At 32.2% G+C, this 23,558-nt stretch carries 21 protein-coding genes; 20 read left to right on the top strand and 1 reads right to left on the bottom strand.

What is annotated here, in order from left to right:
• Positions 1 to 3: 3 nt before the first annotated feature.
• A complete protein-coding gene (locus BS101_RS09355) occupies positions 4 to 996 on the bottom strand; it encodes a LacI family DNA-binding transcriptional regulator (RefSeq protein ID WP_073538579.1) in 993 nt (330 codons plus the stop codon).
• Between the two features lie 519 nt (positions 997 to 1,515).
• Between BS101_RS09355 and BS101_RS09360 the strand changes: the two genes are divergently transcribed.
• The 20 genes from BS101_RS09360 (at position 1,516) to BS101_RS09455 (ending at position 23,480) form a co-directional block, all read left to right on the top strand.
• Entirely contained in the window at positions 1,516 to 2,349 is an 834-nt protein-coding gene (locus tag BS101_RS09360; RefSeq protein ID WP_073538580.1) for an acyl-CoA dehydratase activase, read from the top strand.
• Between the two features lie 53 nt (positions 2,350 to 2,402).
• Positions 2,403 to 3,578 (top strand): 2-hydroxyacyl-CoA dehydratase subunit D, encoded by a 1,176-nt coding sequence (locus tag BS101_RS09365; protein WP_073538581.1) that lies wholly within the window; start codon positions 2,403 to 2,405, stop codon positions 3,576 to 3,578.
• 16 nt (positions 3,579 to 3,594) lie between these two features.
• A complete protein-coding gene (locus tag BS101_RS09370; RefSeq protein ID WP_073538582.1) occupies positions 3,595 to 4,434 on the top strand; it encodes an ABC transporter ATP-binding protein in 840 nt (279 codons plus the stop codon).
• Positions 4,435 to 4,447: 13 nt separating this feature from the next.
• Positions 4,448 to 5,329, top strand: coding sequence for an ABC transporter permease (locus BS101_RS09375; RefSeq protein WP_198039580.1), 882 nt, complete (start codon positions 4,448 to 4,450; stop codon positions 5,327 to 5,329).
• A gap of 10 nt (positions 5,330 to 5,339) precedes the next feature.
• Complete coding sequence (locus tag BS101_RS09380) at positions 5,340 to 6,773, top strand: 2-hydroxyacyl-CoA dehydratase subunit D (protein WP_198039581.1); 1,434 nt, start codon at positions 5,340 to 5,342, stop codon at positions 6,771 to 6,773.
• 91 nt (positions 6,774 to 6,864) lie between these two features.
• Positions 6,865 to 7,926: an aliphatic sulfonate ABC transporter substrate-binding protein gene (locus BS101_RS09385; protein ID WP_073538584.1), complete on the top strand. Its 1,062-nt coding sequence runs from the start codon at positions 6,865 to 6,867 to the stop codon at positions 7,924 to 7,926.
• Between the two features lie 232 nt (positions 7,927 to 8,158).
• Complete coding sequence (locus tag BS101_RS09390) at positions 8,159 to 9,424, top strand: MFS transporter (RefSeq protein ID WP_073538585.1); 1,266 nt, start codon at positions 8,159 to 8,161, stop codon at positions 9,422 to 9,424.
• Positions 9,425 to 10,187: 763 nt separating this feature from the next.
• On the top strand, positions 10,188 to 11,582 hold the full coding sequence (locus BS101_RS09395; protein WP_416232336.1) for an amino acid permease: 1,395 nt from the start codon (positions 10,188 to 10,190) through the stop codon (positions 11,580 to 11,582).
• Between the two features lie 33 nt (positions 11,583 to 11,615).
• The gene (locus BS101_RS09400; RefSeq protein ID WP_073538586.1) at positions 11,616 to 12,458 is read left to right on the top strand and encodes an alpha/beta hydrolase family protein; all 843 of its coding nucleotides are present in this window, start codon (positions 11,616 to 11,618) and stop codon (positions 12,456 to 12,458) included.
• Between the two features lie 84 nt (positions 12,459 to 12,542).
• Positions 12,543 to 12,674: an ATP-binding cassette domain-containing protein gene (locus BS101_RS24370; RefSeq protein WP_322977302.1), complete on the top strand. Its 132-nt coding sequence runs from the start codon at positions 12,543 to 12,545 to the stop codon at positions 12,672 to 12,674.
• A gap of 76 nt (positions 12,675 to 12,750) precedes the next feature.
• Positions 12,751 to 13,230, top strand: a complete 480-nt coding sequence (locus BS101_RS09410) for a flavodoxin (RefSeq protein ID WP_073538587.1) — start codon at positions 12,751 to 12,753, stop codon at positions 13,228 to 13,230.
• Between the two features lie 131 nt (positions 13,231 to 13,361).
• Positions 13,362 to 14,492 carry a DUF362 domain-containing protein gene (locus BS101_RS09415; protein WP_073538588.1) on the top strand — a complete coding sequence of 377 codons (1,131 nt, stop codon included), beginning with the start codon at positions 13,362 to 13,364 and terminating at the stop codon, positions 14,490 to 14,492.
• Positions 14,493 to 14,739: 247 nt separating this feature from the next.
• The gene (locus tag BS101_RS09420) at positions 14,740 to 15,087 is read left to right on the top strand and encodes an ArsR/SmtB family transcription factor (protein ID WP_073538589.1); all 348 of its coding nucleotides are present in this window, start codon (positions 14,740 to 14,742) and stop codon (positions 15,085 to 15,087) included.
• A gap of 38 nt (positions 15,088 to 15,125) precedes the next feature.
• Positions 15,126 to 16,334, top strand: coding sequence for a mercury methylation corrinoid protein HgcA (hgcA, locus tag BS101_RS09425; RefSeq protein ID WP_347472895.1), 1,209 nt, complete (start codon positions 15,126 to 15,128; stop codon positions 16,332 to 16,334).
• 10 nt (positions 16,335 to 16,344) lie between these two features.
• On the top strand, positions 16,345 to 16,644 hold the full coding sequence (hgcB, locus tag BS101_RS09430; RefSeq protein WP_073538590.1) for a mercury methylation ferredoxin HgcB: 300 nt from the start codon (positions 16,345 to 16,347) through the stop codon (positions 16,642 to 16,644).
• Positions 16,645 to 16,663: 19 nt separating this feature from the next.
• Entirely contained in the window at positions 16,664 to 17,719 is a 1,056-nt protein-coding gene (arsB, locus tag BS101_RS09435) for an ACR3 family arsenite efflux transporter (RefSeq protein WP_073538591.1), read from the top strand.
• A 67-nt stretch (positions 17,720 to 17,786) separates the two neighbouring features.
• A complete protein-coding gene (locus BS101_RS09440; protein ID WP_073538592.1) occupies positions 17,787 to 19,436 on the top strand; it encodes an FAD-dependent oxidoreductase in 1,650 nt (549 codons plus the stop codon).
• Between the two features lie 220 nt (positions 19,437 to 19,656).
• The gene (locus BS101_RS09445) at positions 19,657 to 20,499 is read left to right on the top strand and encodes a polysaccharide deacetylase family protein (protein ID WP_073538593.1); all 843 of its coding nucleotides are present in this window, start codon (positions 19,657 to 19,659) and stop codon (positions 20,497 to 20,499) included.
• A gap of 544 nt (positions 20,500 to 21,043) precedes the next feature.
• Complete coding sequence (locus BS101_RS09450) at positions 21,044 to 22,402, top strand: sensor domain-containing diguanylate cyclase (RefSeq protein WP_242951446.1); 1,359 nt, start codon at positions 21,044 to 21,046, stop codon at positions 22,400 to 22,402.
• A gap of 139 nt (positions 22,403 to 22,541) precedes the next feature.
• Positions 22,542 to 23,480 carry a magnesium transporter CorA family protein gene (locus BS101_RS09455; RefSeq protein ID WP_073538595.1) on the top strand — a complete coding sequence of 313 codons (939 nt, stop codon included), beginning with the start codon at positions 22,542 to 22,544 and terminating at the stop codon, positions 23,478 to 23,480.
• Positions 23,481 to 23,558 lie beyond the last annotated feature (78 nt).

Genomic DNA, 23,558 nt, shown 5'->3' on the forward strand with positions numbered 1-23,558 from the left:
TAATTAAATTTTCCTTACAGAATCTCTCTCAACTAAAGAGGTGTATATTGCAATATTTTCTTTGGGTTTATAGGGATCATTAATCTTTTTTAATAATAAATCTACAACAACTTTACAAGAATACTCAATGTTTAAATCCACAGTAGTGAGGGAGGGTACAGTTAGTGATGAAATTTGCGTATTTCCTGTACCTATAATAGATACATCGTCTGGTACATTAATATTAATGTCATGAAAAATTTTTATAAGTTCTAAAGCGGCAAAGTCAGTATTACATATCATTGCAGTTGGTTTGTTTTCTTTATTGAATAATTTAATAATTTTATCTTTATAATTATTTTTCATATCTATAAAAAATTCATTTTTCATTTTAATACCGTTCTCTTCCAGGCAGGTGCCTATTCCCATAAGTATTTCTTTATTTCGAAACAATTCATGCATATCTTCCAAGTAACCTATATTTTTATGGTTGTTTTCTATTAAATATTTACATTGTTTATAGGCACTGTTACTGAAGTTAAACCAAACAGTGTCATAGTCGTAAGATGGGGAATAACCTGAATATATGACTAGGTTGTCGATTTTAGTATTTATAAAATCAATATATTCATGATTGAATCTTCCAAGTAAGATTACACCATCATAATGTGTTCCTCTGGATAATTTATAGGGAAGATACATTTTATCCTGTCTATCCTTATCAACAAATTCAAGGTCATATTGTGCATGTGTTTGTTGAAGTATTTTTTCTATACTCTGAACTTTAATACTAAAATCAGTAACGTCATTAATTAAAGGTTTTTTATGAAGAACTAATATATTTATGCTGGATGATTTTTTACATTTTGTGTATTTCAGTTCTCTAGCCTTTTTTAGTACTTTATTTCTTAACTCGTTGCTCACTCCCGACTGGCCAGATAATGCTCTGCTTACTGACATATTAGAGATTCCAAGATTATCGGCAATATCCGAGATGGTAATTTTATTTTCTTTCAAAATTAATACCTCCTAATTTTTACGCAAATATATTATACCTAATATAAAATAATATTGCAATAAAAAAGATATATTTTAAACGTTATAAATAATTATTTATAACGTTTAAAATATATGTTGAATAAATTAAAATAAAGTATTGACATTGATATTTTATATTATTATAATAAAATACAAATAAGCGTTAAAACTGGACTTAAGAAAACTAGTTTAATATTTATACTTAATTATATACGTTATAAAAATCACATATATAACGTATATTAATAAGGTGGCGATTTTTAATTTGTGCTTTAGGTTTAGTAGAGTATTAAATCAAATCTCAAATTAAACGTAAGCTCACTTAACATATAAGAGGCTTAATTTCTCATATTAAAGTATTTGATATGGAGAATTAAGTCTTTTTATATTAACACTAATTCATAGGATATTGAAGTATTTAACAAAAATATTCATGTACTAATATTCAAAGTTTAAGGCTTATTATAAATAATACATTATAAAGAGGAGAGATTTAATATGTCAAATGTAACAGCTTTTGCAGGAGTGGATGTTGGCTCATTGGGAACAAAAACAGTAATTTTAGTGGATGGAGAGATTGCTGGATTCAGTATACTTCGTACTGGACCTAATACTGAGGAAAATGGGCTGAAGGGTTTAAATGCTGCACTTGAAAATGCGGGCCTTCAGCGTGAAGATTTAAAGTACATTATTGCTACAGGATATGGCAGGATTTCTGCACCTTATGCCAATAAAACCGTTACCGAAATAACTTGCCATGCTAAAGGGGCCAATTATGTTCATCCACAGACCCGAACTATTATCGATATGGGAGGGCAGGATTGTAAGGCTATCCGATTGGATGAATATGGTAATGTAACAGATTTTGCTATGAATGATAAGTGTGCTGCAGGAACAGGACGTTTTCTTGAAGTTATGGCAAATGTGTTGAAAGTAACTTTAGATGAATTGGGGCCATTATCTCTGAAAGCAACTGAAATATTGCCTATAAGCAGCACCTGCACTGTATTTGCGGAGTCGGAAACTGTTTCTTTGTTAGCACGTGGCGAAAAAGCGGAGAATATCATTGTCGGTATTCATCATGCCATTGCCAATAGAATTAGTGGTATGTTTTCAAGGGTTGGGATTGAAACTGACCTATTTTTCTCTGGAGGGGTAGCAAAGAATATCGGAATGAGAAAAGCATTGGAGGATGTGTTGAAAATCAACATTGCCGCTCCAGAAAAGGATCCTCAATTGGTGGGAGCAATCGGTGCGGCTGTTCTGGCACAAAATGCATGGAAAAAGTTAAAAGCATTGGATAACATCGGAGAACATCCTGTGGCATTGTAACAAAAAAAAATTGACATTCCAAAATTAATAAAGGAAATAGAAAGGAGAAAAAAATGAGTTTGTTGACACTTGAAAAAATAAATGAGGCGGTAAAGCATCGTCCCGCAGAACTGGAAAAAGCCAGGGCTGAAGGGAGAAAAGTCGTCGGCTGGTTAAATTATAATGTTCCTGAGGAATTAATTTATGCATTGGATTTGATTCCTATACATTTAGGTACTGGAGGAAATGATCGTCTGGTGGAATTGGGAGCACGCTATATTTCAGTAATGAATTGTGTTTTTACTCGCCAGGTGATAGGACTTTTTTCAGAAGGTAATGATCCATATATAAAAAATACAGATGTAGTAGTAATAGACGTCACTTGCAAGCAGTTATACCGTGTTGCTGAGATAATAAAACATTATTTTTCTATAAACACCGAAATAATTGGAGTTCCTTATAATTTTGATGTTCCTGCAGGTAAAACTTATTTTCGTAATGAAATTAAAGCATTCACAGAAAAATTAGAGAAAATCGCAGGGAAAAAAATTGAACAGGAAAAACTAGAAAAATCGGTTGAAATCTATAAAGAAATTCGTGAATCCATTAAAAGGCTTTATAAATGGCAAGCTGAACCTATTGCGCCAATTTCCTGGCGAGAAGTATATAATATCGTTCAGGCAGGATATTATCTTGATAAAGAAATCTATCTAAATCTATTAAGAGAACTTCTGACTGAACTCACAGATGCTGTACCCAGCCAGCAAGTTTCGGCAACAGAACCGAGGATTTTTGTTTCCGGGAGCATTATTCCTCCAGGAGATAGGAAAATATTAGATATAATTGAGGAAAAAGGAGGACGGGTTGTTGTTGACGATCTTTGGTCAGGTTTTGCACCTTATTTTGATACGGAAATAGAAGAACCTAGTATTGAGGGAATAAGCGATGCTTATATATTAAGGTATACTCATGCGTCCTTACCTCAGCTTAAGAATGATACAGATAGAAGACTAAAAAATATTCGCAGACTTATCAAAGATTTTCAGGCCAATGGAGTTTTATTTCACACATTAAGATATTGTGATTCGTTTACTTTCAAGGCAAATGAAACAAAAAATGTTTTAAAAAACGATGGCATTCCGTTTTTAGAGATTCATACTGAATATGCTGGTTCAGATTATGGAGCCATAGGGACACGAATTGAGGCTTTTGTGGAAATGTTAAAAGTAAGAACCCTTAATATTGTTTAGTATAGGGGTTGGGCAAATGATAAAAATACAAGCAGAAAATATCGAAAAGAGATTTCCTATTAAAGCCAATCAACGAATTTATGCAAATAGTAATAAAATAGGAGAAATTCAAGTTTTGAAAGATCTGAATCTTTCTATAAAAAAAGGAGAATTTATTACAATCGTAGGCCCCAGTGGATGTGGCAAGTCTGTATTTCTCGATATGGTTGGAGGATTAACTAAGATGTCTAGTGGAAATGTATTTCTTGATGGAAAGAAAGTAAATGGTTCTGATCCTCAGGTAGGGTATGTTTTTCAGCAATATGCTCTTCTACCATGGAGAACGGCTATATCAAATATTGAATACCCTCTGGAAATAAGAGGAATTGAACCAGCAAAGCGAAAAGAAAAGGCAAAAAAATTGATATCACTCATCGGATTAAATGGCTTTGATAAATGGCTGCCTTATCAACTTTCTGGAGGAATGCAGCAGCGTGTTGCAATTGCAAGATCTCTTTCCACTGATCCTGAGGTATTATTGATGGATGAACCATTTGCTGCCCTTGATGCTCAAACAAGAGAGTTGCTTCAAGAGGAACTTTTAAGAATTTGGGAAGGGATAAGAAACACTGTTATTTTTGTTACTCATAGTATAGAAGAAGCCATTTTTCTTGCTGACAGAGTGGTAGTTATGACTGCAAGACCTGGAAGGGTAAAACATATCATTGATATTCACCTCTCAAGGCCAAGAGGGGAAAATACCAGAGCTAGCAAAGAATTTGGAGCTTATAGACATAAAATTTGGGCTGCTTTAAAGGATGAGGTTAATAAAGCTCAAAAGGATTGGAAGTTATTTGCAGGTAATAATGGAAGATAAAGGAGGAGAAAATATGTTAAATAAAGTGGAGAAAGAACAGAATACTATCTCTTACGATGAAAATTCTAACATGATTTCAGATGAATCCAGAGGTCAATTGATAAGTAAGATTATTAATCTAAAAGGGAAAATTGGTTCCTTTTTTTGGGGAGTTCCGCTTGTGGTGCTGTTCTTTCTTATATGGGAGATTGCTCCAAGAATTGGGATTCTTAGTCCCATTTTCTTTCCGCCTTTTTCAAAGGTGGTTCATGCATTATTGGATCTTATTCTAACAGGAGAACTACAAACTAATATCATAGTCAGCCTTTCTAGGGCTTTTATAGGGTTTTTGTTTGCGGTCATTATAGCTGTACCTTTAGGTTTCATTATGGGACGATATAGTTTATTTGAAAAGGTTATGGATTTATTGATTCAGGGATTGCGTAATACTTCCCAATTTGCTCTTCTTCCTGTATTTATTATGTTACTTGGTATTGGAGAAGCATCGAAGATCGCAATGACTTTTAATGCGGCAGTATGGGTTATTTTAATAAATACTATTAGTGGAGTAAAAGGTATAGATCCTTTATTAATCAAATCCGCAATATCAATGGGAACATCTGATAAAGAACTTTTGAAAAAAATAATATTTCCAGCAAGTTTTCCATCCATTGTAACTGGAGTCCGTTTGGGTATTAAATCTTCACTTATGTCGGTAATTGCAGCTGAAATGCTTGGCGCAAAATCAGGAATTGGTTTCCTTATTCAAAATTCACAGCTAACCTATAGAATTCCACAAATGTATGCAGGAATTTTAGTTCTTACCATGTTAGGAGTGATTCTCAATTATTCTCTTGTTTGGATAGAAAAAAAAGCTACATCTTGGAAGACACAAGATGGAAATGTAACTTTCTAAATAATATAAAATGAAATTTAAAAAAGGAGAAAATAAAATGAATAGTAAGTTAGAAACAACAAAGATTTTCAAATTTCCCGAAAGTATAAAAGGAGCTTTTATTAAAACCCCTGGAATTCATTTCAAAGATGGAACTTATGTGAGTTCAGAAGAGATTTGGGATTTTATGACAGTCGAAGCCCCTATCAGATTTCCTTATGCGTATAGTCTTGAAAAAAATTATCAAAGTCGGTTATCAAGAGATGTGGAATTCTTTAGTGGAATTAAACATTCATATTTGAACCTAACTTTCAGAGATCGTTTATTGAGAGCTCACGCCAATGGTACTCCAATAGTTCATGTGCAAGGAGGACAAACAGTTGATCCTTATTTTGCTGCAGGGGCTATTCCAGTTGTTCCAGGACCATTAAGAGGATGGGCCAGAGATATGGAGGAAGGTTTGGATGTAAGATCAGCAGGCAGACGTGCAATGAAGATTATGGAATCAGGACGTCAGACCATCTCTATAGAATGTTGTAATAACCCTATTGGTTCAATTGAATCGATCCGTCAAAAACTTGTTCCTGTAGATCTAATTGCACCCTATCTTTGCTTGCGCTGCACGGATATTGCGTATGTTCTTGAGTCTTATCGAACAAGTATCAAGGACATTCCCTTGCATTTCATAGATTTTCCAGTGACCAGAGATAAGAAATGGACTGTGGAGTATGTAGCTGAATTGATATATGAATTAGTAAAAAAACTGGGTGATTTAAGGGGTGTTACTATTGCCAATGAAGATCTATGGAAAGAAATTAAACTGGAAAATAGAGGGCGTAGATTAGCTCGTGAGACGGTGGAAAGCATATGGAAAGCAAAAAAATTTCCTGTCACAAGTACGGATTTATCTAGCATCATTACTTCGGGGAGGTTTGACCGAGGTGATTCTTTAGCTAGTACAGAATTTTTAGAGCAGGCCAATAAGGAAGTTAAAGAAAGAATCAGTAAGGGGATTAAAGGTGCAGGCCTGTCAGATAAACCTGTTAAAATTCTTTCTGTTGGATCCTGTTTTGGACTTAGAGCTGATTTTGTGGAAGAAAAGGGAGGGGTTATCGTTGGTACAGACGATCATCTAAGTAAGATATATGCAGATGTCGTAGAGTCCGGTGATCCTTATGAGGAAATTGCTAAGTCAATATTATCATATAAATATGAGCAACCTACAGAACAGAGAGCCCAATATGTCATTGATTTGGTTCGTGAATCTAAAGCTGATGGTGTGGTTTGCGGATATAACTGGGGATGTAATTATCAGTCTGCTTCTTCACGTATGATTGCTGATATTGTAAAAAAAGAAACAGGAGTCCCAACAATCAATATTGAAGTTGCAGAATTAGGGTTATTGGAAGGAAATGAGCAAACTCAGAATCGACTTGAGGCATTTATAGAAATGTTGGATAATTAATATTTATACCCATAAACTTTACTTTGGTAATCAGGGGAGCCTGAGAAAATAAGTTAATATATTAAAGATTATAGAGGGAGATGAATAAATAATGTTAAAAAGCAAGAAGTCCATATGGGTTATATCCATTGTTGTTATTATTGCTTTAGTAGTAACAGGCACTTTATTCTATATTAAAGTGCAAAATAATGCTAAAGCACAGCAAAGCACTAAAGTAGAGGAAAAGGTTAATGTAATCAGAATTGGAAGCACAGCTCCAGGCCATTTTAAATTTATCTTAAGCCAACAAAAAAAATTGCTGGATGATGAGTTTAAAAAGGATGGTATAAAAATCGAGTATCATACTTTTGATGGTGGACAAAGTGTTATGACAGCTTTAGCAACTGGGAGTTTAGATATTGCTTATACCGGAACTGATCCAGCTGTGCGTACTGCTGCTTCAGGAGCAGATGTAAATTTAATAGGAATTTCAAGTTTTGATAAAGGTGGAGCATCCTACATCGCTGTTAAAAAAGATTCTCCAATAAAATCAGTTAAAGATCTTAAAGGGAAAAAAGTTGCTTTTTTAACCGGAACAATGAGACATGCAACTATTGCCAAAGCATTAAAAGCGGAAGGACTTTCTTTAGACGATATTCAGGGAGTTAATCTTGCTTTTGATGCTTCAGGCCCTGCTTTAATTCGAGGAGATATAGATGCGGTTGTTGAAAGTCTTAGTACTTTTGCGCCTTTGCTAAATACCGATACTATAAGGATTATTCTTGACGGGTCAAAACATCCAGAGTGGTCAAGCCCAAGTGCTATTTCTGCTAGTGGCAATTTTGTGAGAAAACATCCTACGCTGGTAAAAAGATTATTAAAGGTTGACCTCGCAACTTCTAAGTGGGCTGATGCTAATTATGAAGAAGCCATTAAGGTTTTTGCAGAAGGGACAAAGCAGACAGCAGAAGCAGTAAAATTGAGCTATCCAGACAAGAAATTTTATCAAGATCCTAAGATTACAGAAGATGCTATAAATGCTTTTAAATCAGAAGAGGATTTCTTAAAAGAAGCTAAACTTGCAACTGGAAGCGTAGATTACAAAAAATGGGTAAATAGTAGCTTTGTTGATGAAGTATATGGGGAACAAAGTAAAAAGTCCATAAAGAAATAAAGTAACTTTTGTGCATTGGTAAAGCCTATTATTATTGTAATTATGAGATACAAAGGATAATAAAAAATAAGACACTGTATAACTAGATTTTAATAGTCCTATAGGGTCTTACTTTTTTCTGTATCTCTTATACAGTAGAGTTGTTCAACGGAAAAAGCTACATCAAAGTCTTAAAATAAAAAATTATGTATTAGTGTTAATTTTGTAATACTAAAATTAGGAGGAAATTTAGGTGAATGTGTTATCAATGCGAGAATTGCTTGGCGAGAAGCTATTAGTGAAGAAAATATCAAATAGAATTATTAAAGGTTTTCCAGCTTTGAAGCATAAGTATTTTAGATATTTTTTAGCTGGGCAATGTATATCACTTATGGGAACTTGGGTGCAAAGAACAGCTCAGCAGTGGGTTTTTTATGATATTACCAAATCAGCATTTTTACTTGGAGTTTTAGGAGTTTTTCAATTTACCCCAATGCTTTTATTTTCTCTTCTTGCAGGTGTTTTCGTTGACAGATTTCCTAAAAAAAAGCTTTTATTAATAACACAATTTCTACAAATGATGCAGGCGTTTGTATTTGCTATATTAATATGGTCGGGACATATAAAATATTGGCATGTTTTAATATTAGCAGGTGTTTATGGTATTGTTCAAACTTTTGATATGCCCACAAGACAGTCGTTTTTTATAGAATTGGTAGGTAAAGATGATTTAATAAGTGCTATAGGAATGAATTCTACTATTGTAAATATAGCAAGAATATTAGGACCTGCATTTTCAGGTATTATATTATTTAAATTAGGACCTATTTTCTGCTTTCTTATTAATGGTTTTAGCTTTATAGCGGTTCTTATAGGATTAATTAGTATTAAGTCTTATTATGCAGGCATAAGAAAGAAGACATGTAATATCATGGATGATATTGTAAATGGTTTGAAATACATTAAGTCGCAAAAAACAATACTTACCGCAGTAATATCAATGCTTTTTGTTGGGACTTTTGCATTTAATAATGAAGTTATTATACCTGTTTATGTAAAGGAAGTTTTGCATAAATCTGCTGGAGTTTATAGTACTCTTCTATCGGCTTCTGGGATAGGTGCCCTAATTGGATCTGTAAAATTTGCTTCAAATACAAAAAGAAGATTAAATGTAATATTCATTAGTAGTTCAATTTTATCCATGTGCTTAATAACTCAAAGTTTTATTCATACATATTATGTTTCTATATTAATACTAATAATATATGGATTCTTTAATATAATTTTCATGGCATCAATTAATTTTATAATTCAAATAAATTCACGTGATGAATATAGAGGAAGAACAGTAAGTGTTTATAGTCTGGTGCTTGTTGGAACAACTCCAATCGGAAATTTATTTGCAGGGACAATAGCTGAATATTTAGGTTCTAATGCTAGTTTTCTGCTTTGTGGTGTAACAACTCTAGTATTAATGTTTTTTGTTCTTTTTAAATTTAAAGAGGTTTTTTATTCGTGAAATTCGTATATTGTTTACTAACTAAGGCCACATACTAGATATTAATTCTAGCATAGGGCCTATTTTTATAAATATGTAAGCTATAACTTTTAGTCTCCTTTATATGGTATATGATTTTCAATAAATGCTACTTCAATTCCAAGTTCTTTCTTACTAGAAAAATAAAAGTAAAAGGAACCTGCTGTTTTTATTAAGCTCTGTTTACAGTTATAAATTAGTGAAGTTAATTCTTTAATATCAAATTTACAATAATATGGTGGAATTATTAATAAATGTGTAGTAAAATTATTCTTGGATCAATCAATATAACAAAAAACTTTATTAAAAATAAGTTGAGTGAAGTGAAAATAAAAATCAGAAAACAATAATTTAGATTGGATATCCTCTAACTTTGAGTCCTCTGTAAGGGATGGTACTTCTACAGAAACTATAATGATTTTAAATAAGAGTAAGCAAATGTTTTATCTAAATAAGACTGCAGATCCTGCTTGGAAGAAGAATCGACTGCTCTAGAAAGTATAGGATGATAAAAGTGAAAGTCTTAAAACTGTTTCACAGAAATTAAATAACGTGGTAGGTGGATTTAAACTATAAAAAGTTAAAGTATTATGCTATACACTGTCAAAGAAAATGGATAAAAGGGTAAATAATGGGTGATTTCTGGGTTCAGGCGGAATCTATTTATGTAATATTTTATGAAGGATTTTTGATATTTTTAGAGAATTAAATTTACTTATAACAGTAAAAATAAGGAGGTAAAAGAGTGGAAAAAGAATTATTAGAAAATAATCAGCTTAAAAAAGGTTTAAAAAATCGTCATATGCAGATGATTGCCATCGGAAGTGCCATTGGAGTTGGTTTATTTTATGGCTCAGCTGATGCCATAAAGATAAGTGGTCCTTCAATTATTTTAGCTTATCTAATTGGAGGAGTGTTCATACTTTTTATTATGAGGGCACTTGGTGAGCTTGCAGCAGATGATCCTAATTCAGGGTCTTTTAGTTATTACGCAAATCGTTATTTAGGTCGTTTTGCGGGATTTTTTACCGGCTGGACTTATTGGTTTGAGGCGATATTATGCATTATGGCAGAAGTTACAGCTCTGGGAATTTATGTTCAATTTTGGTTTCCGTCATTTCCGAGATGGTTAACTGCTTTAATATTTTTGCTAATGTTAATTTTAATTAATTTACTTGGTGTTAAACTCTATGGAGAATTTGAATTTTGGTTTTCATTTTTTAAAGTGGCTGCTATTGTATGTATGATTATTTTTGGAGTGTTAATAATATTCTTTGGTTTTGCCAATGGAAAGCATGCTGTTGGAATTTCTAATCTTTGGGCTCATGGGGGCTTTTTTTCTAATGGAGCCGAAGGGTTTGTATTGTCATTTATTTTTGTAACATTTGCTTTCGGAGGTGTGGAACTCACTGGTGTAACTGCAGGTGAAGCAGAAGAACCTAAAAAGTCAATACCAAAAGCAATAAATAGTGTATTTTGGCGTATATTGATTTTTTATGTTGGTTCTATGTTTGTTATGCTGTCACTTTATCCGTGGAATAAAATTGGCTTAAATGGAAGTCCATTTGTGCTTATATTTGCTAAAGTTGGAATTCCATATGCTGCATCAATTATTAATCTTGTAGTGATAACAGCTGCACTTTCTGCTGTAAATAGTAACTTGTACGCTATAGGAAGGTTGCTTTATAGTTTATCTTTAAATAATAATGCTCCAAAAGCATTTGCAAAAATAGATAAATCAGGGGTACCTAAAATTGCTATTTTGTTTAGTGGTTCATTAACGTTAGTTGCTGTAGTATTGAACTATCTTATTCCTGCTAAAGTCTTTTTATATCTTTCATCAATATCAACTTTAGCCATTGTGTGTGCTTGGGGAGCTATAGTTTTAACTGAATTAAAGTCAAGAAAAGAAAAGATCTCCAATAATGAAGAAATAAATTTTAAAATGCCTTTATATCCGTTTTCATCATATATTACTATGGTGTATTTAGCGGCAGTTTTTGTTTCATTAGCATTTTTACCTAGCACAAGGGTAGCCCTCTACATTGCACCAATTTGGGTATTGATTCTGATAATTTTATATAAAGTCCTTATAAGAATGGAAGAAAAACATATCCAAAATAGTGTAGCCAATAAATAATGATTAAAATTATTAAGAAAGGACTGATTAAAAATGGACTTTAATCCTATAAGTGAAGATCCAGTAAAATTAGATAATAATTACCCTACATTAATAGATGGATTTACATGTGATAGTAATAATTCCAAACTTATGGGTACAATATATGTTGCTCAGGGAAAAGGGCCTCATCCCACGGTGCTTTTATTACATGGCATTCCCGGGTACGAACAAAATTCTGACATTGCACATGTTTTATTAAGAACGGGGTATAATGTAGTGATATTTCATTATAGGGGTAATTGGGGTAGTGAAGGGACTTATTCTATAGGACATATATTTGAAGATATAGAGAATGTAATCGAATTTTTGAAATGTAGACAAAGTGTAGAGTCTTACAGAGTAGATAGTAAAAACATAATTTTAATTGGACATAGTCTTGGGGGATTTAGTGCACTTATGGCTGCATCAAATCATCCCGAAATAAAATTAGTAGCAAGTATTGCCGGATTTAATTTTGGATTATATGGAGAAATAATTTCAGCTAACAATAATTTGGTGAAGTCGGCTATTGAAAATTTTGAATTTATTAAATCACCTGTTATTAAGGGTATTACTCCTACTAAATTTGTAGAAGAAATCATAGAACATAGAAAGAAATGGAACATACTGAATATAATAAAAAAGTTGAAAGGTCATTCAGTGCTTATGATTGGAGGAATAAGAGATAATATATCACCCATAGAGCAAAATTTTAAATTAATTGTAGAAGCTCTAGAAAAAGAAAGGGTTGATTTCAAGGAAGTATTATTAGATGGGGATCATTGTTTTTCTGATAAGAGGATAGTTCTTACAAAAGAAATATTAAAATGGCTTCAGGTATATATTAGAAAATAGTAATGGTGAGCCGTAGTTAATCCCATACTCAAATGGTTAGCCACTGCTAAGTGTTATCGAATAGGCGTCCATCATAATCTTTTAATCAAATACAATACAGAAGATGGGGATTTTATCATATTTTCCGGACCAAGTGGTTGTGGTAAAGCAACTTTATTAAATATGATTGGGGTAATTGAAAAATTTGATAATGGGGAAATAATGCGCTTGACTTAGAGTTAACTCCAAGTGGTAAAGTATAAATAGTTATATTTTTTTATAAACCTATAAAAAAGAATAGGAGGATTTAAAGATGTCAAAAAGTCTTGTTGCATTTTTTTCATATTCGGGAAATACAGAGGTTATTGCAAATGTCATAAAAGAAAATGTTGGTGGTGAGCTTTTCCAAATAAAAACAGTTGAATCTTATCCAACTAATTATAATAGAGTTGTGGATAAGGCTAGACAGGAGCAAAGTGTCAATTACAGACCGGAACTAGCAGTAAAAGTCACTGGTATGGATTCTTATGACATAATTTACATTGGTTATCCTAATTGGTGTAATACAATACCAATGGCGGTATTTACATTCTTTGAGTCATATGATTTTTCTGGAAAAACAATCATACCATTCTGCACACATGGTGGAGGTGGCATGGGTAGAAGCACAACAGATATCAAAAAACTTTGTCCAAATTCAAATGTCTTAGAAGGCTTAGCAGTCAGAGGAAGTAGTGTTAATAAAGCAGGAAAAGATGTATCAGCATGGTTGAGTGAAATTGGTGTTATTTAAGAACGCTAAGTCAAACATTTGAAAACTTTTCTATAGGACTTCTTAACCTGGAGTTAATTCTAAATAGTAAGACTTGGATATCAAAATTGAATTTATTAAATCAATATTTTTTAAAACAGGAGTGATTAAATATGGAAAAATCAAAAGTTTATTTTACAGATTTTCGTACGAAACTTGGAGAGGGTCTACCTACCAAGCTAAAAAGGCTGATTAAAGATGCAGGTATCGGACAAATCGATATGGATAATAAGTTCGTTGCAATCAAGATGCACTTTGGTGAACTTGGCAATCTAGGTTATCTTCGTCCAAATTATGCTAAAGCTGTAGCCGACATGGTGAAAGAACTGGGGGGTAAACCCTTTCTAACAGACTGCAACACTCTATACCCTGGCAGCCGTAAGAATGCCCTTGAGCATCTAGAATGTGCGTGGGAAAATGGATTCACCCCCCTTACAGTAGGATGTCCTGTTATTATCGGAGATGGATTAAAGGGGACTGATGACATCGCGGTACCTGTAATAGGTGGTGAATATATAAAAGAAGCTAAAATTGGCCATGCAATTATGGATGCTGATGTGTTTATCAGCTTAACTCACTTCAAAGGTCATGAAATGGCTGGCTTTGGTGGTACCATTAAGAACATTGGAATGGGCTGTGGTTCCCGTGCTGGAAAAAAAGATCAGCATATTAATGGTAAACCTCATATCATAGAGGAGCAATGCCGAGGCTGCCAAAGATGCCAGCGTGAATGTGCTAATAATGGTCTGTTTTTTGATGATGTAAAAAAGAAAATGACTATCAACACAGAAAATTGTGTTGGCTGCGGTCGTTGCCTAGGTGCATGTAATTTTGATGCAATCGAGTTTGCAAACTGGTCAGCCAGTGAAGAACTGAACTGCCGTATGGCAGAATACGCCAAAGCAGTAGTAGATGGCCGCTCTTGCTTCCATATTTCCCTTGTGGTGGATGTTTCACCTAATTGTGACTGCCACAGCGAAAATGATGCTCCGATACTTCCAAATCTAGGCATGTTAGCTTCATTTGATCCTTTGGCACTGGATCAGGCATGTGTGGATGCCTGTATGGAGGCTGCCCCGCTGATTAATAGCCAGCTGTCCGATAACATAGCAAAATCCGACTTTGTTGATCATCATGACCACTTCACTAACTCTACACCGGAATCGGAATGGCGTACTTGTCTTGACCATGCAGAAAAAATAGGAATCGGTACTCGTGAATATGAACTGATTGTTATTAAATAACATAAGCTGTACACAAAGATTACTGTAATCTTGAAAAACAACAAATACTAGAAGCTAATGAACGATAATCAGCAAAATAGTCCCCAAATGTTTTGAGGGCTATTTTGTTGATATTGAAACTATAGTTTTAATTCTGTTGATACTTTGATATAGACAACTCTCTATATCATGTATATAATATACATATAGAGAGTTGTCTATGTGTATATACTAATAATATGATTACAGACCAATGGAGGTGGATCAAATGAAACATAACTATGCTGAATATGTACCAATATTTAAAGCACTTGCAGATGAGACCAGATTAAAAATAGTTGATATGCTTTCCTGTGGTGAGATGTGTGCTTGTGATATTTTAGAGTTTTTTAATATTACACAGCCAACACTTTCATACCATATGAAGATTTTAACTGATTGTAATATTGTTAACGCCAGAAAAGAAGGTTCTTGGATGAAATACTCTCTAAACTTACTTAAATTTGAGACATTTGAGAAGTTCGTGAACGACATCAGTAAAAATACTGATGATTGCATATGCAAAAATTACTGCAAAAATATTAAAAAATGTTCCGATGATTCTGAGTGCAAATAAGTCTTATAGGAAATTAGAAATTTGGGAGGTTAGTAAATTTGAATAATAACAATTATTTCAATTCTGAAAGAAAGCTTAAGAAGAATTCTAAAGTAAAAATAGTAAGAATAAAGCAAAAACCTGATGATACATCTATTTCTTCTAACTATGAAACAGTACAGAACTCCTGTTGTTGTGGAAGTGAAAGCAAGGAATCATGTGAACACATTACTAAATATGATATAAAACAGAAATGGATAATTGGAGAAATAAGTACCTCACAAGGCTGTGTACCATGCATTTCTACTAAATTGTCACTTACTGATATATGGGGTACATGGAAAGTACGCTTTGGAGTAAACAGAATGAATTATAAAATCAATTCAGGACTCTATGCAGTAGGAACACCTGATAACACAGCCCCTATTCTGGTAACATCAAACTATAAACTGACCTTTGATACTTTGAGAAAAGAGCTAGATGGGCTTAATGTATGGATAGTGGTACTAGATACGAAAGGGATAAATGTATGGTGTGCAGCAGGTAAGGGCACATTTGGAACTAAGGAACTTGTGAACAGAATTTCAAAAGTAAGGCTTTCTCAAATTGTATCACACAAAACGTTAGTACTTCCTCAGCTTGGGGCACCTGGAATAAGTGCTCACCAAGTTACAAAACAGTCTGGCTTTAAGGTGGTATATGGTCCTGTGAGAGCTAAAGATATAAAAAAGTTTTTAGAATCAGGAATGAACGCCACAGAAGAAATGCGTGAAGTAAAGTTTAATATAATTGACAGGGTGGTTCTGACACCAGTTGAATTTGTGAGTACTTTTAAAATTGCCATGTTAGTTTTTGGAATAATGTTTGTTATAAATTTATTTGCCGTTAATCCCTTTGGAGTAATTGATTTTTATGCATTTATAGGTGCATTGCTGGTGGGCTGTGTTATAACCCCTATATTACTGCCATGGATTCCAGTAAGGGCTTTTGCTGCAAAAGGCTGGATTATGGGACTTATTTGGGCAGTTACTGTAAATATACTTAATGGTTGGTCTGCAATACCGGAATATGGTGCATTAAAAACCATTGCATATTTATTGATTTTGCCATCTGTAGCCTCATATTATGCTATGAACTTTACCGGATCTTCTACTTATACATCTTTTTCAGGTGTAATAAAGGAGATGAAGATAGCAGTTCCTGCAATTGCTGTTTCAATAGGACTTGGAGTAGGATTGCTTTTAGTAAACAGCTTTATTCACATTTAAGGAGGTTATTATGAAGAATAAGTATTTGAAAAATGTCTGTACACTTAAGGTTGATTCAGATAAGTGTGTTGGTTGCGGAAGATGTATTGAGGTCTGCCCGCATAAAGTATTTAATCTAAATAAAAGTAAAATTGAACTTGTTAATAAAGACGCTTGTATGGAATGTGGTGCATGTGCAAAAAACTGTGCCTTTAATGCCATTGAGGTAAAATCAGGCGTTGGATGTGCCTACGCAGTTATAATGGGATGGCTTTTAGGCACTGAACCTACATGTGATTGTTCAGGTGACAACAGCAGTGGATGCTGTTAAATAGAATGGAGTGACTTATATGAGTATCGAACCCAAAAACAAATTGTCTTTTTTAGATAAGTTTTTAACACTTTGGATTTTTATTGCAATGGCAATAGGTATTTTATTAGGTTGGGGAGTTCCAGGTTTATCAGAGGAATTATCTAAATTATCTGTTGGTACTACATCTATACCCATAGCAATTGGACTTATTGTAATGATGTATCCCCCACTTGCAAAAGTAAACTATAAGGAGATTGGAAAGGTATTTAGGAATCCAAAAGTTTTAGGATTATCACTTATCCAGAACTGGATTATAGGACCAATACTAATGTTTATACTTGCAGTAATTTTTTTGAAATCATATCCTGCATTTATGACAGGACTTATATTAATTGGTCTTGCAAGATGTATTGCTATGGTTATTGTGTGGAATAGTTTAGCTGACGGCGATACGGAATATGCGGCAGCTCTTGTAGCGTTTAATTCTATATTCCAAATTATATTTTATTCTATATACTCTTATATTTTTATTACAGTCTTACCAACTTGGATTGGTCTTACAGGTTACAAGGTAGATATATCAATGGGAGCAGTTGCTTCATCAGTAGCAGTTTATCTGGGAATACCATTTGCGTTAGGTATATTAACAAGACTTTTATTAGAACCTAAAATGGGCACTGAATGGTACACAAAAAAGTTTATTCCTAAAATAAGTCCTTTGGCATTAATTGCTTTATTATTTACTATAATAATTATGTTTACTTATAAGGGGAAATATATAGTGGAGTTACCTATGGATGTGATAAGAATAACTATACCACTTATAGTTTATTTTGCTATTATGTTTACAGTTTCCTTCTTTATTAGCTTTAAAGCTGGTATTGATTATAAAAAAACGACTACTCTTGCATTTACGGCTGCAAGTAATAACTTTGAACTTGCTATTGCTGTAGCAGTTGCGGTGTTTGGGGTAGAATCTAAAGAGGCATTTACAGCAGTAATAGGACCACTTGTTGAAGTTCCAATTATGATAGGACTTGTGAATGTAGCTCTTCATTGGGGAAGAAAGTATTTTGGTTTAAAACAAGAATAATTATATTTATTATGTGTTGTGAATTTAATTAAGAAATGATAATAAAGTACATGAGAGGAGAAAATTTATGAAAGTTGTTATAATAGGTGCTGTAGCTGGTGGAACATCTGCGGCCGCGAAAGCAAGAAGAAATGATGAAAATACAGAAATAAAAATATTTGATATGGATTACGATATATCTTATTCAGGATGCGGATTACCTTACTATATAGGAGAAGAAATACAGGATAGAGGCGATTTAGTTCCAAGAAATGCTGAATTCTTTAAGAAAAAATATAATGTAGATGTATTTAGAAGACATGAAGTTTTAAAAATAATTACATCGTATAAAGTTTTGATAGTAAAGAATTTAGAGACTAATGAGATATTTACTGAAAACTATGATAAATTAGTGATTGCCACAGGAGCAAAACCTATAGTACCTAATATACCAGGAGCAGAGAAGAGTAACGTGTTTTATTTAAGAAATGTACTTCAAGCAGATAAGATAAAAGAATACATATTAGCTCACAAACCTAAGTCAGCAGTAATAATTGGAACTGGTTTTATAGGATTAGAAATGGCGGAGAACTTAAAGAATCTTGGGATTGAAGTTACACTGGTAGAACGTCTAAATCAGGTTACTCCTGGATTAGATAGTGATATGGCTGTATATGTAGAAAAATACTTGAAAGACAAAAATATTAATGTAATTTTAGATGATTCAGTAGTTGAATTAAATGGATATGGATTAATAAATCAAGTAGTCCTGCAGAGTGGTAAAGTATTAAATACAGACTTTGTAATTATGTCTATAGGGGTAAAACCAAATGTAGAGATTGCAAAAGAAGCTGGAATTGAACTTGGAGCCAAAGGTGCTATAAAGGTAAATACAAAAATGATGACCAATATAGAAAATGTATATGCTTGTGGGGACTGTGCTGAAAGTTATTCTGTTATTACAAAAAAGTCTTTTTATAGGCCATTAGGTTCAACAGCAAATAAAATGGGTAGGATAGCAGGAGATCAGCTTTCAGGGGGCAATCTTGAATTTAGGGGTATACTTGGTACTGGTATTTTCAAAATTTTCGATATGACCGTTGCTCAAACTGGTCTTACAGAAAGAGAAGCTCTTAATGAAGGTTTTGAACCAGTTGTTTGCCATAATATCAAGCCAGATAAACCAACATACTATAATGGAAAAGAAATGGTTATTAAGGCTGTCGCAGATAAAAAAACTAGAAAGCTTCTTGGAGTTCAGATAGTAGGATATGCTGGTGTTGATAAGAGGGTAGATGTATTTGTTACTGCAATAACCTTTGGGGCTAAGGTGGAAGATTTATTTCATTTAGACTTGGCATATGCTCCACCGTTTTCAACAACGAAAGATCCTGTTATGTACACAGGAATGATTTTAGATAATGTAATAAATAGGGATAGAAAACTTATAACACCTAATGAGCTTCATAAGCTTATAGAAAGTAGAAATGATGTTACAGTTATTGATGCAAGAGTTTGTAGACAGTTTGAAGAATCTCATGTAGACAATGCTATAAATATACCACATGATGAAGTAAGAGGAAAGGTTAACCAATTGGATAAAGAAAAACCAATTGTAGCTTACTGCAATAAAGGCGTAACAGGAAATGCAGTGCAGAATATATTAATGAATAATGGATGTAAGAAAGTTTATAATATTTCTGGCGGTCATGAGAATTATAAAACACAAACTAATTAACTAGAGTGAAAAATGCTCTAGTTTTATTTTTTATGCTTATTTTCTTTTTCACTGCAAAAATATTATATTCAATTATTAGTATGAAAATAATGTTATAATACTTGATATCAATCAATTTATTTTTGTTTTGTGGAGGTAATATAACTTACTTGACTAGGGAGGATAACAAAAAAGCAATTAAATTCATATTATATAAATATAAATTATTTAGGGGGGGCTCATGATACCATATATTATAAAACCAACAGATACAATGAATTTAATTGTTACTAATCCTTATTTAAATCCTCCATACGTAAGGCCTGGAATTATAATATTTATGTCTTTACCTTTATATAGATTTGTTACTTATAATATTCTTGGAAGTACGAATAAAATAAGTAAAGCTCAGATGAATGCTTTAACTATATGGAGAAAATGTATTGTTCAGCTTGCGAGAAAACATCCCAATGAAATGTATATTAATGGACCAACAATAGAAAATAATGTAGGTTTAACATTTGATGATGGCCCTGATTCATCAGTAACACCTAGAGTATTGGATATATTAAAAAGTAATGATGTAAAAGCTAATTTTTTCTTTGTAGGAACCCAAATAAATTATTTTCCTAATATAGTAAAAAGAGCTTATGATGAAGGCCATTTAATATTAAACCATAGTTGGAATCATCTGTATTTCACCAAAATAGATATTGAAACAATAAGAGAAGAGATTATTCTTACTGAAAATAAAATAAATGACATCATTGGTAAAAGGCCAGCTTTAGTGAGACCTCCATATGGAGCAACAGATGAAAAAGTTTTAGCTGCAGTCAGTGGAACAAACAATAAAATTGTTATTTGGTCCATTGATTCCATGGATTGGGTTCAGAATATAGACAAACAAACTATTGTGAAAAATATACTTGATAATGTTAGGCCAGGTGATATTATTTTAATGCATAGTAGTGTGGGACATAAAATAAATGTGGAAATTTTACCAGAAATTATAGATGGATTAGGAAAAAAGGGTTATAGAATTGTTGATTTAAGCGTATTGCTAAAAATAAAACCATATAAGTAAAATGATTATAATATACTTAACTTCTCTTTCTAAGAAACTAATCTTCAAGATGTTGAATTTATGGAACTTGATGATATCAAAATTTTTAGCTTCTTTTACCTTAGCTGGCTCCATAAAAGGAAGCAGTGGAAATTGGGGATGTGGGAGATTCCATTTCTAAAATTCAAGACCATATTTCAAATTTAGCAAAATTGAGTGATGGATTTTTTATGAGGGTAATTTTAAAATAGATAAAGATAACACTATTAGAGTTATATGGAATAAAATAGATTCAATACACTCTGAACTCCACAAAATTGGACATGTAGTAATAGATAAAATTAAATTTGGAAATAAAAATGAAACTTTAAGTAATTCAAGTAGAGCTAAAGATTTATCGTTAGAAATTATTAAAATATTAAATGATATAAAAAATCGGGCAAATATGTTTGCTAAAAAGGGTGAAAATGTATTTTTTTTATGTATAAATAGCTCTAAATTATCAAGTAACTCTTAGTTTCAGATGGAGTTTTTTAATTTGAAAGGGGCTAGTAATTAATTGAATATGAAAAAATTAAAAAGAATAATTTTAGATAGTGAGGAAATTCTCATAGAAAAAATTTTGAAATATGCAAAAGAACGAAATTATGTAAAATATACTTCAACTTTAAAAGAGGCATGGCGAATGTCAATATCAGGGCTTTCGGAATCCCTTATAAAAGCCATTGAAAAAAATAACTCTATCCTTGAGATGGGACCAGATGATGATTTTACTAAAAGTGAAGTTGCTAAATTTGGGGTTTTAGAAGCACAAAAACATCGTTCAAGGGGTGTTACATTAGGCATGTTTCTAGGACTTATGAAATATTATCAACAAGCATATATAGATATTATTGATGAAAGTAATTTTTCACTTAAAGAAAAGAAATACTTTTCCCAGTATATTAAAAGATATTTTGACCATATAGAATTGGGCTTTACTATAGAGTGGGCAGGATTATCTGGAAAACAAGAGTTAGAAGAGCTTCAGAAATCAAATAGAGAAATGACAAATGAAAAGAATAAATACCTAACTGTCTTTGAAAGTATTTATGATCCTATTATACTTGTAGATAGAGATAATAATATTGAAAATATAAATTATAGAGCAGCAGAAGTTTTTTTAAATGCGGCTGTTCCAGGAACAAAATATTATGGAAATGTGAATATAGATGGGAAATTAGCATGGATAAATGAAGAAGTTAGTAAATTTGTTAATTCAAATAAAGATGAAATTTTACAGGAGAAAACAATTGAAACTAAAATTGGTGAAAAAACTTTTTTAGTAAAATTTAAGAAAATGCTTGATGTAAGTGAAAAGTATAGAGGGACTGTTATTATATTTAATGACATAACCCAAAGAATAAAAATAGAAAGAGAATTAAAAATTAAAAATGAACAACTTAAATATTATGCATCTACTGACTGTATGACAGGAGTTTTAAATCGCAGAACAGGGCTTATGACATTGGAAAAGGAACTATCTCTAGTATGTAAGGGGGATAGACCTTTATCCGTATGTTTTGTAGATATAGATGGATTGAAAAAAATTAATGACACCTATGGTCACGTAGAAGGAGACTGGGTGATTAATTTTATTGTGTCAAATATTAAATTACTGGTAAGAAAGATAGATACGGTGAGCCGCATGGGTGGAGATGAGTTTCTCATAATTTTTCCAAATTGTTGTGAAGAGGATGCTGAAAAAATAATCAAGAGGATATGTTGTGGATTGAAACAGCATAAAAAGCCTTTTAAATGTTCTTTTAGCTATGGAATAATAGAAATAACAAAAGACAGCAAATTCAGTGTCAATGATGTAATTAAAGTTTCAGATGAAAAGATGTATAAGAATAAATTATCAAAAAACATATCAAGGGAATGATGAATTATTTAGGTTTAAAATTAACACACTAATATAAACTGAACTTGTCATAGATAACAAATATATGAACTAAAATCATGTGAATTTTAGTTTTAGGGGACTAAATTATGGGCTATAGTTTTTATTGGTGGTGTTTTTTGTGAGAATATTAAATATAGACAATAATTTCCGGGAAATTGATGGGGATATTGAGCTCATGGATAATCATTATTGGATAATTTTATCTATAGATGAAATTGACAGACTGGATAATTTTATATCTGTAGATAGAGAAACCATAAATGAGTGTAAAAGTTTTTCACAGGTACCAAAAATAAGTTTTTTTGATGGATATATTTTTTTAATATGTAATGTACTTAACTACGTAGAAGAAATAGTGATGGCTAAAGAATTAAATGTATTTTTAAGTAGAAATTATATTATAACTGTATATAAGGACAGAATTGATATATTAGATATTCTAATAAAGGATATAAACGATTCTAAAAATTGTTTTGTACTGAAAGACAATCCAAAGGTGTGTATACTTCTCTATTATATTTTAGACAGGATAGTAGTTAGAAACCATGATATAATATCTGAACTGGAAGTTGAAGCAGACAGAATTGAAATAAGCATTTTGAAAAATCCAAGACATGAACAAATAGACAATTTAATAACTCTTAGAAGACAGGTCTATAAGATAAGAAAATATTTAAGTCCTCTTATATACATAGGAGATAGTTTAGTTATAAATGATAACCTTGTAATTGATAAAGAGAGCATGAAGTATTTTATAAATTTAAATAAGAAAATAGAGAAACTTATGTCTTCTCTTGAAAGTTTAGTTCAGGATTTAGCTTTGGTTAGAGAAGCTTTTGAATCAGAAATAGCCAATAAAACCAATGAACTTATGAAAATTTTCACAGTAATAGCAACTATATTTTTGCCTTTAAATTTAATAAGCAGCATGTATGGTATGAACTTAAAAGGAATACCATTTGTAGAACGGGATAATGGATGTCATTATGTAATATTAATTATGGTAGTTGTAGCCATAACTCTTATATGTGTATTTAAGAGAAAAAAATGGCTTTAAATTAATTTAACAGTATTGTAATAAAATTATTGTGATAAAATATAAATGGTAATAAAATGAATGTTACCATTTGTTTTT

It is taken from the genome of Clostridium kluyveri (assembly GCF_001902295.1).
GTDB classification, from domain to species: domain Bacteria; phylum Bacillota; class Clostridia; order Clostridiales; family Clostridiaceae; genus Clostridium_B; species Clostridium_B kluyveri_B.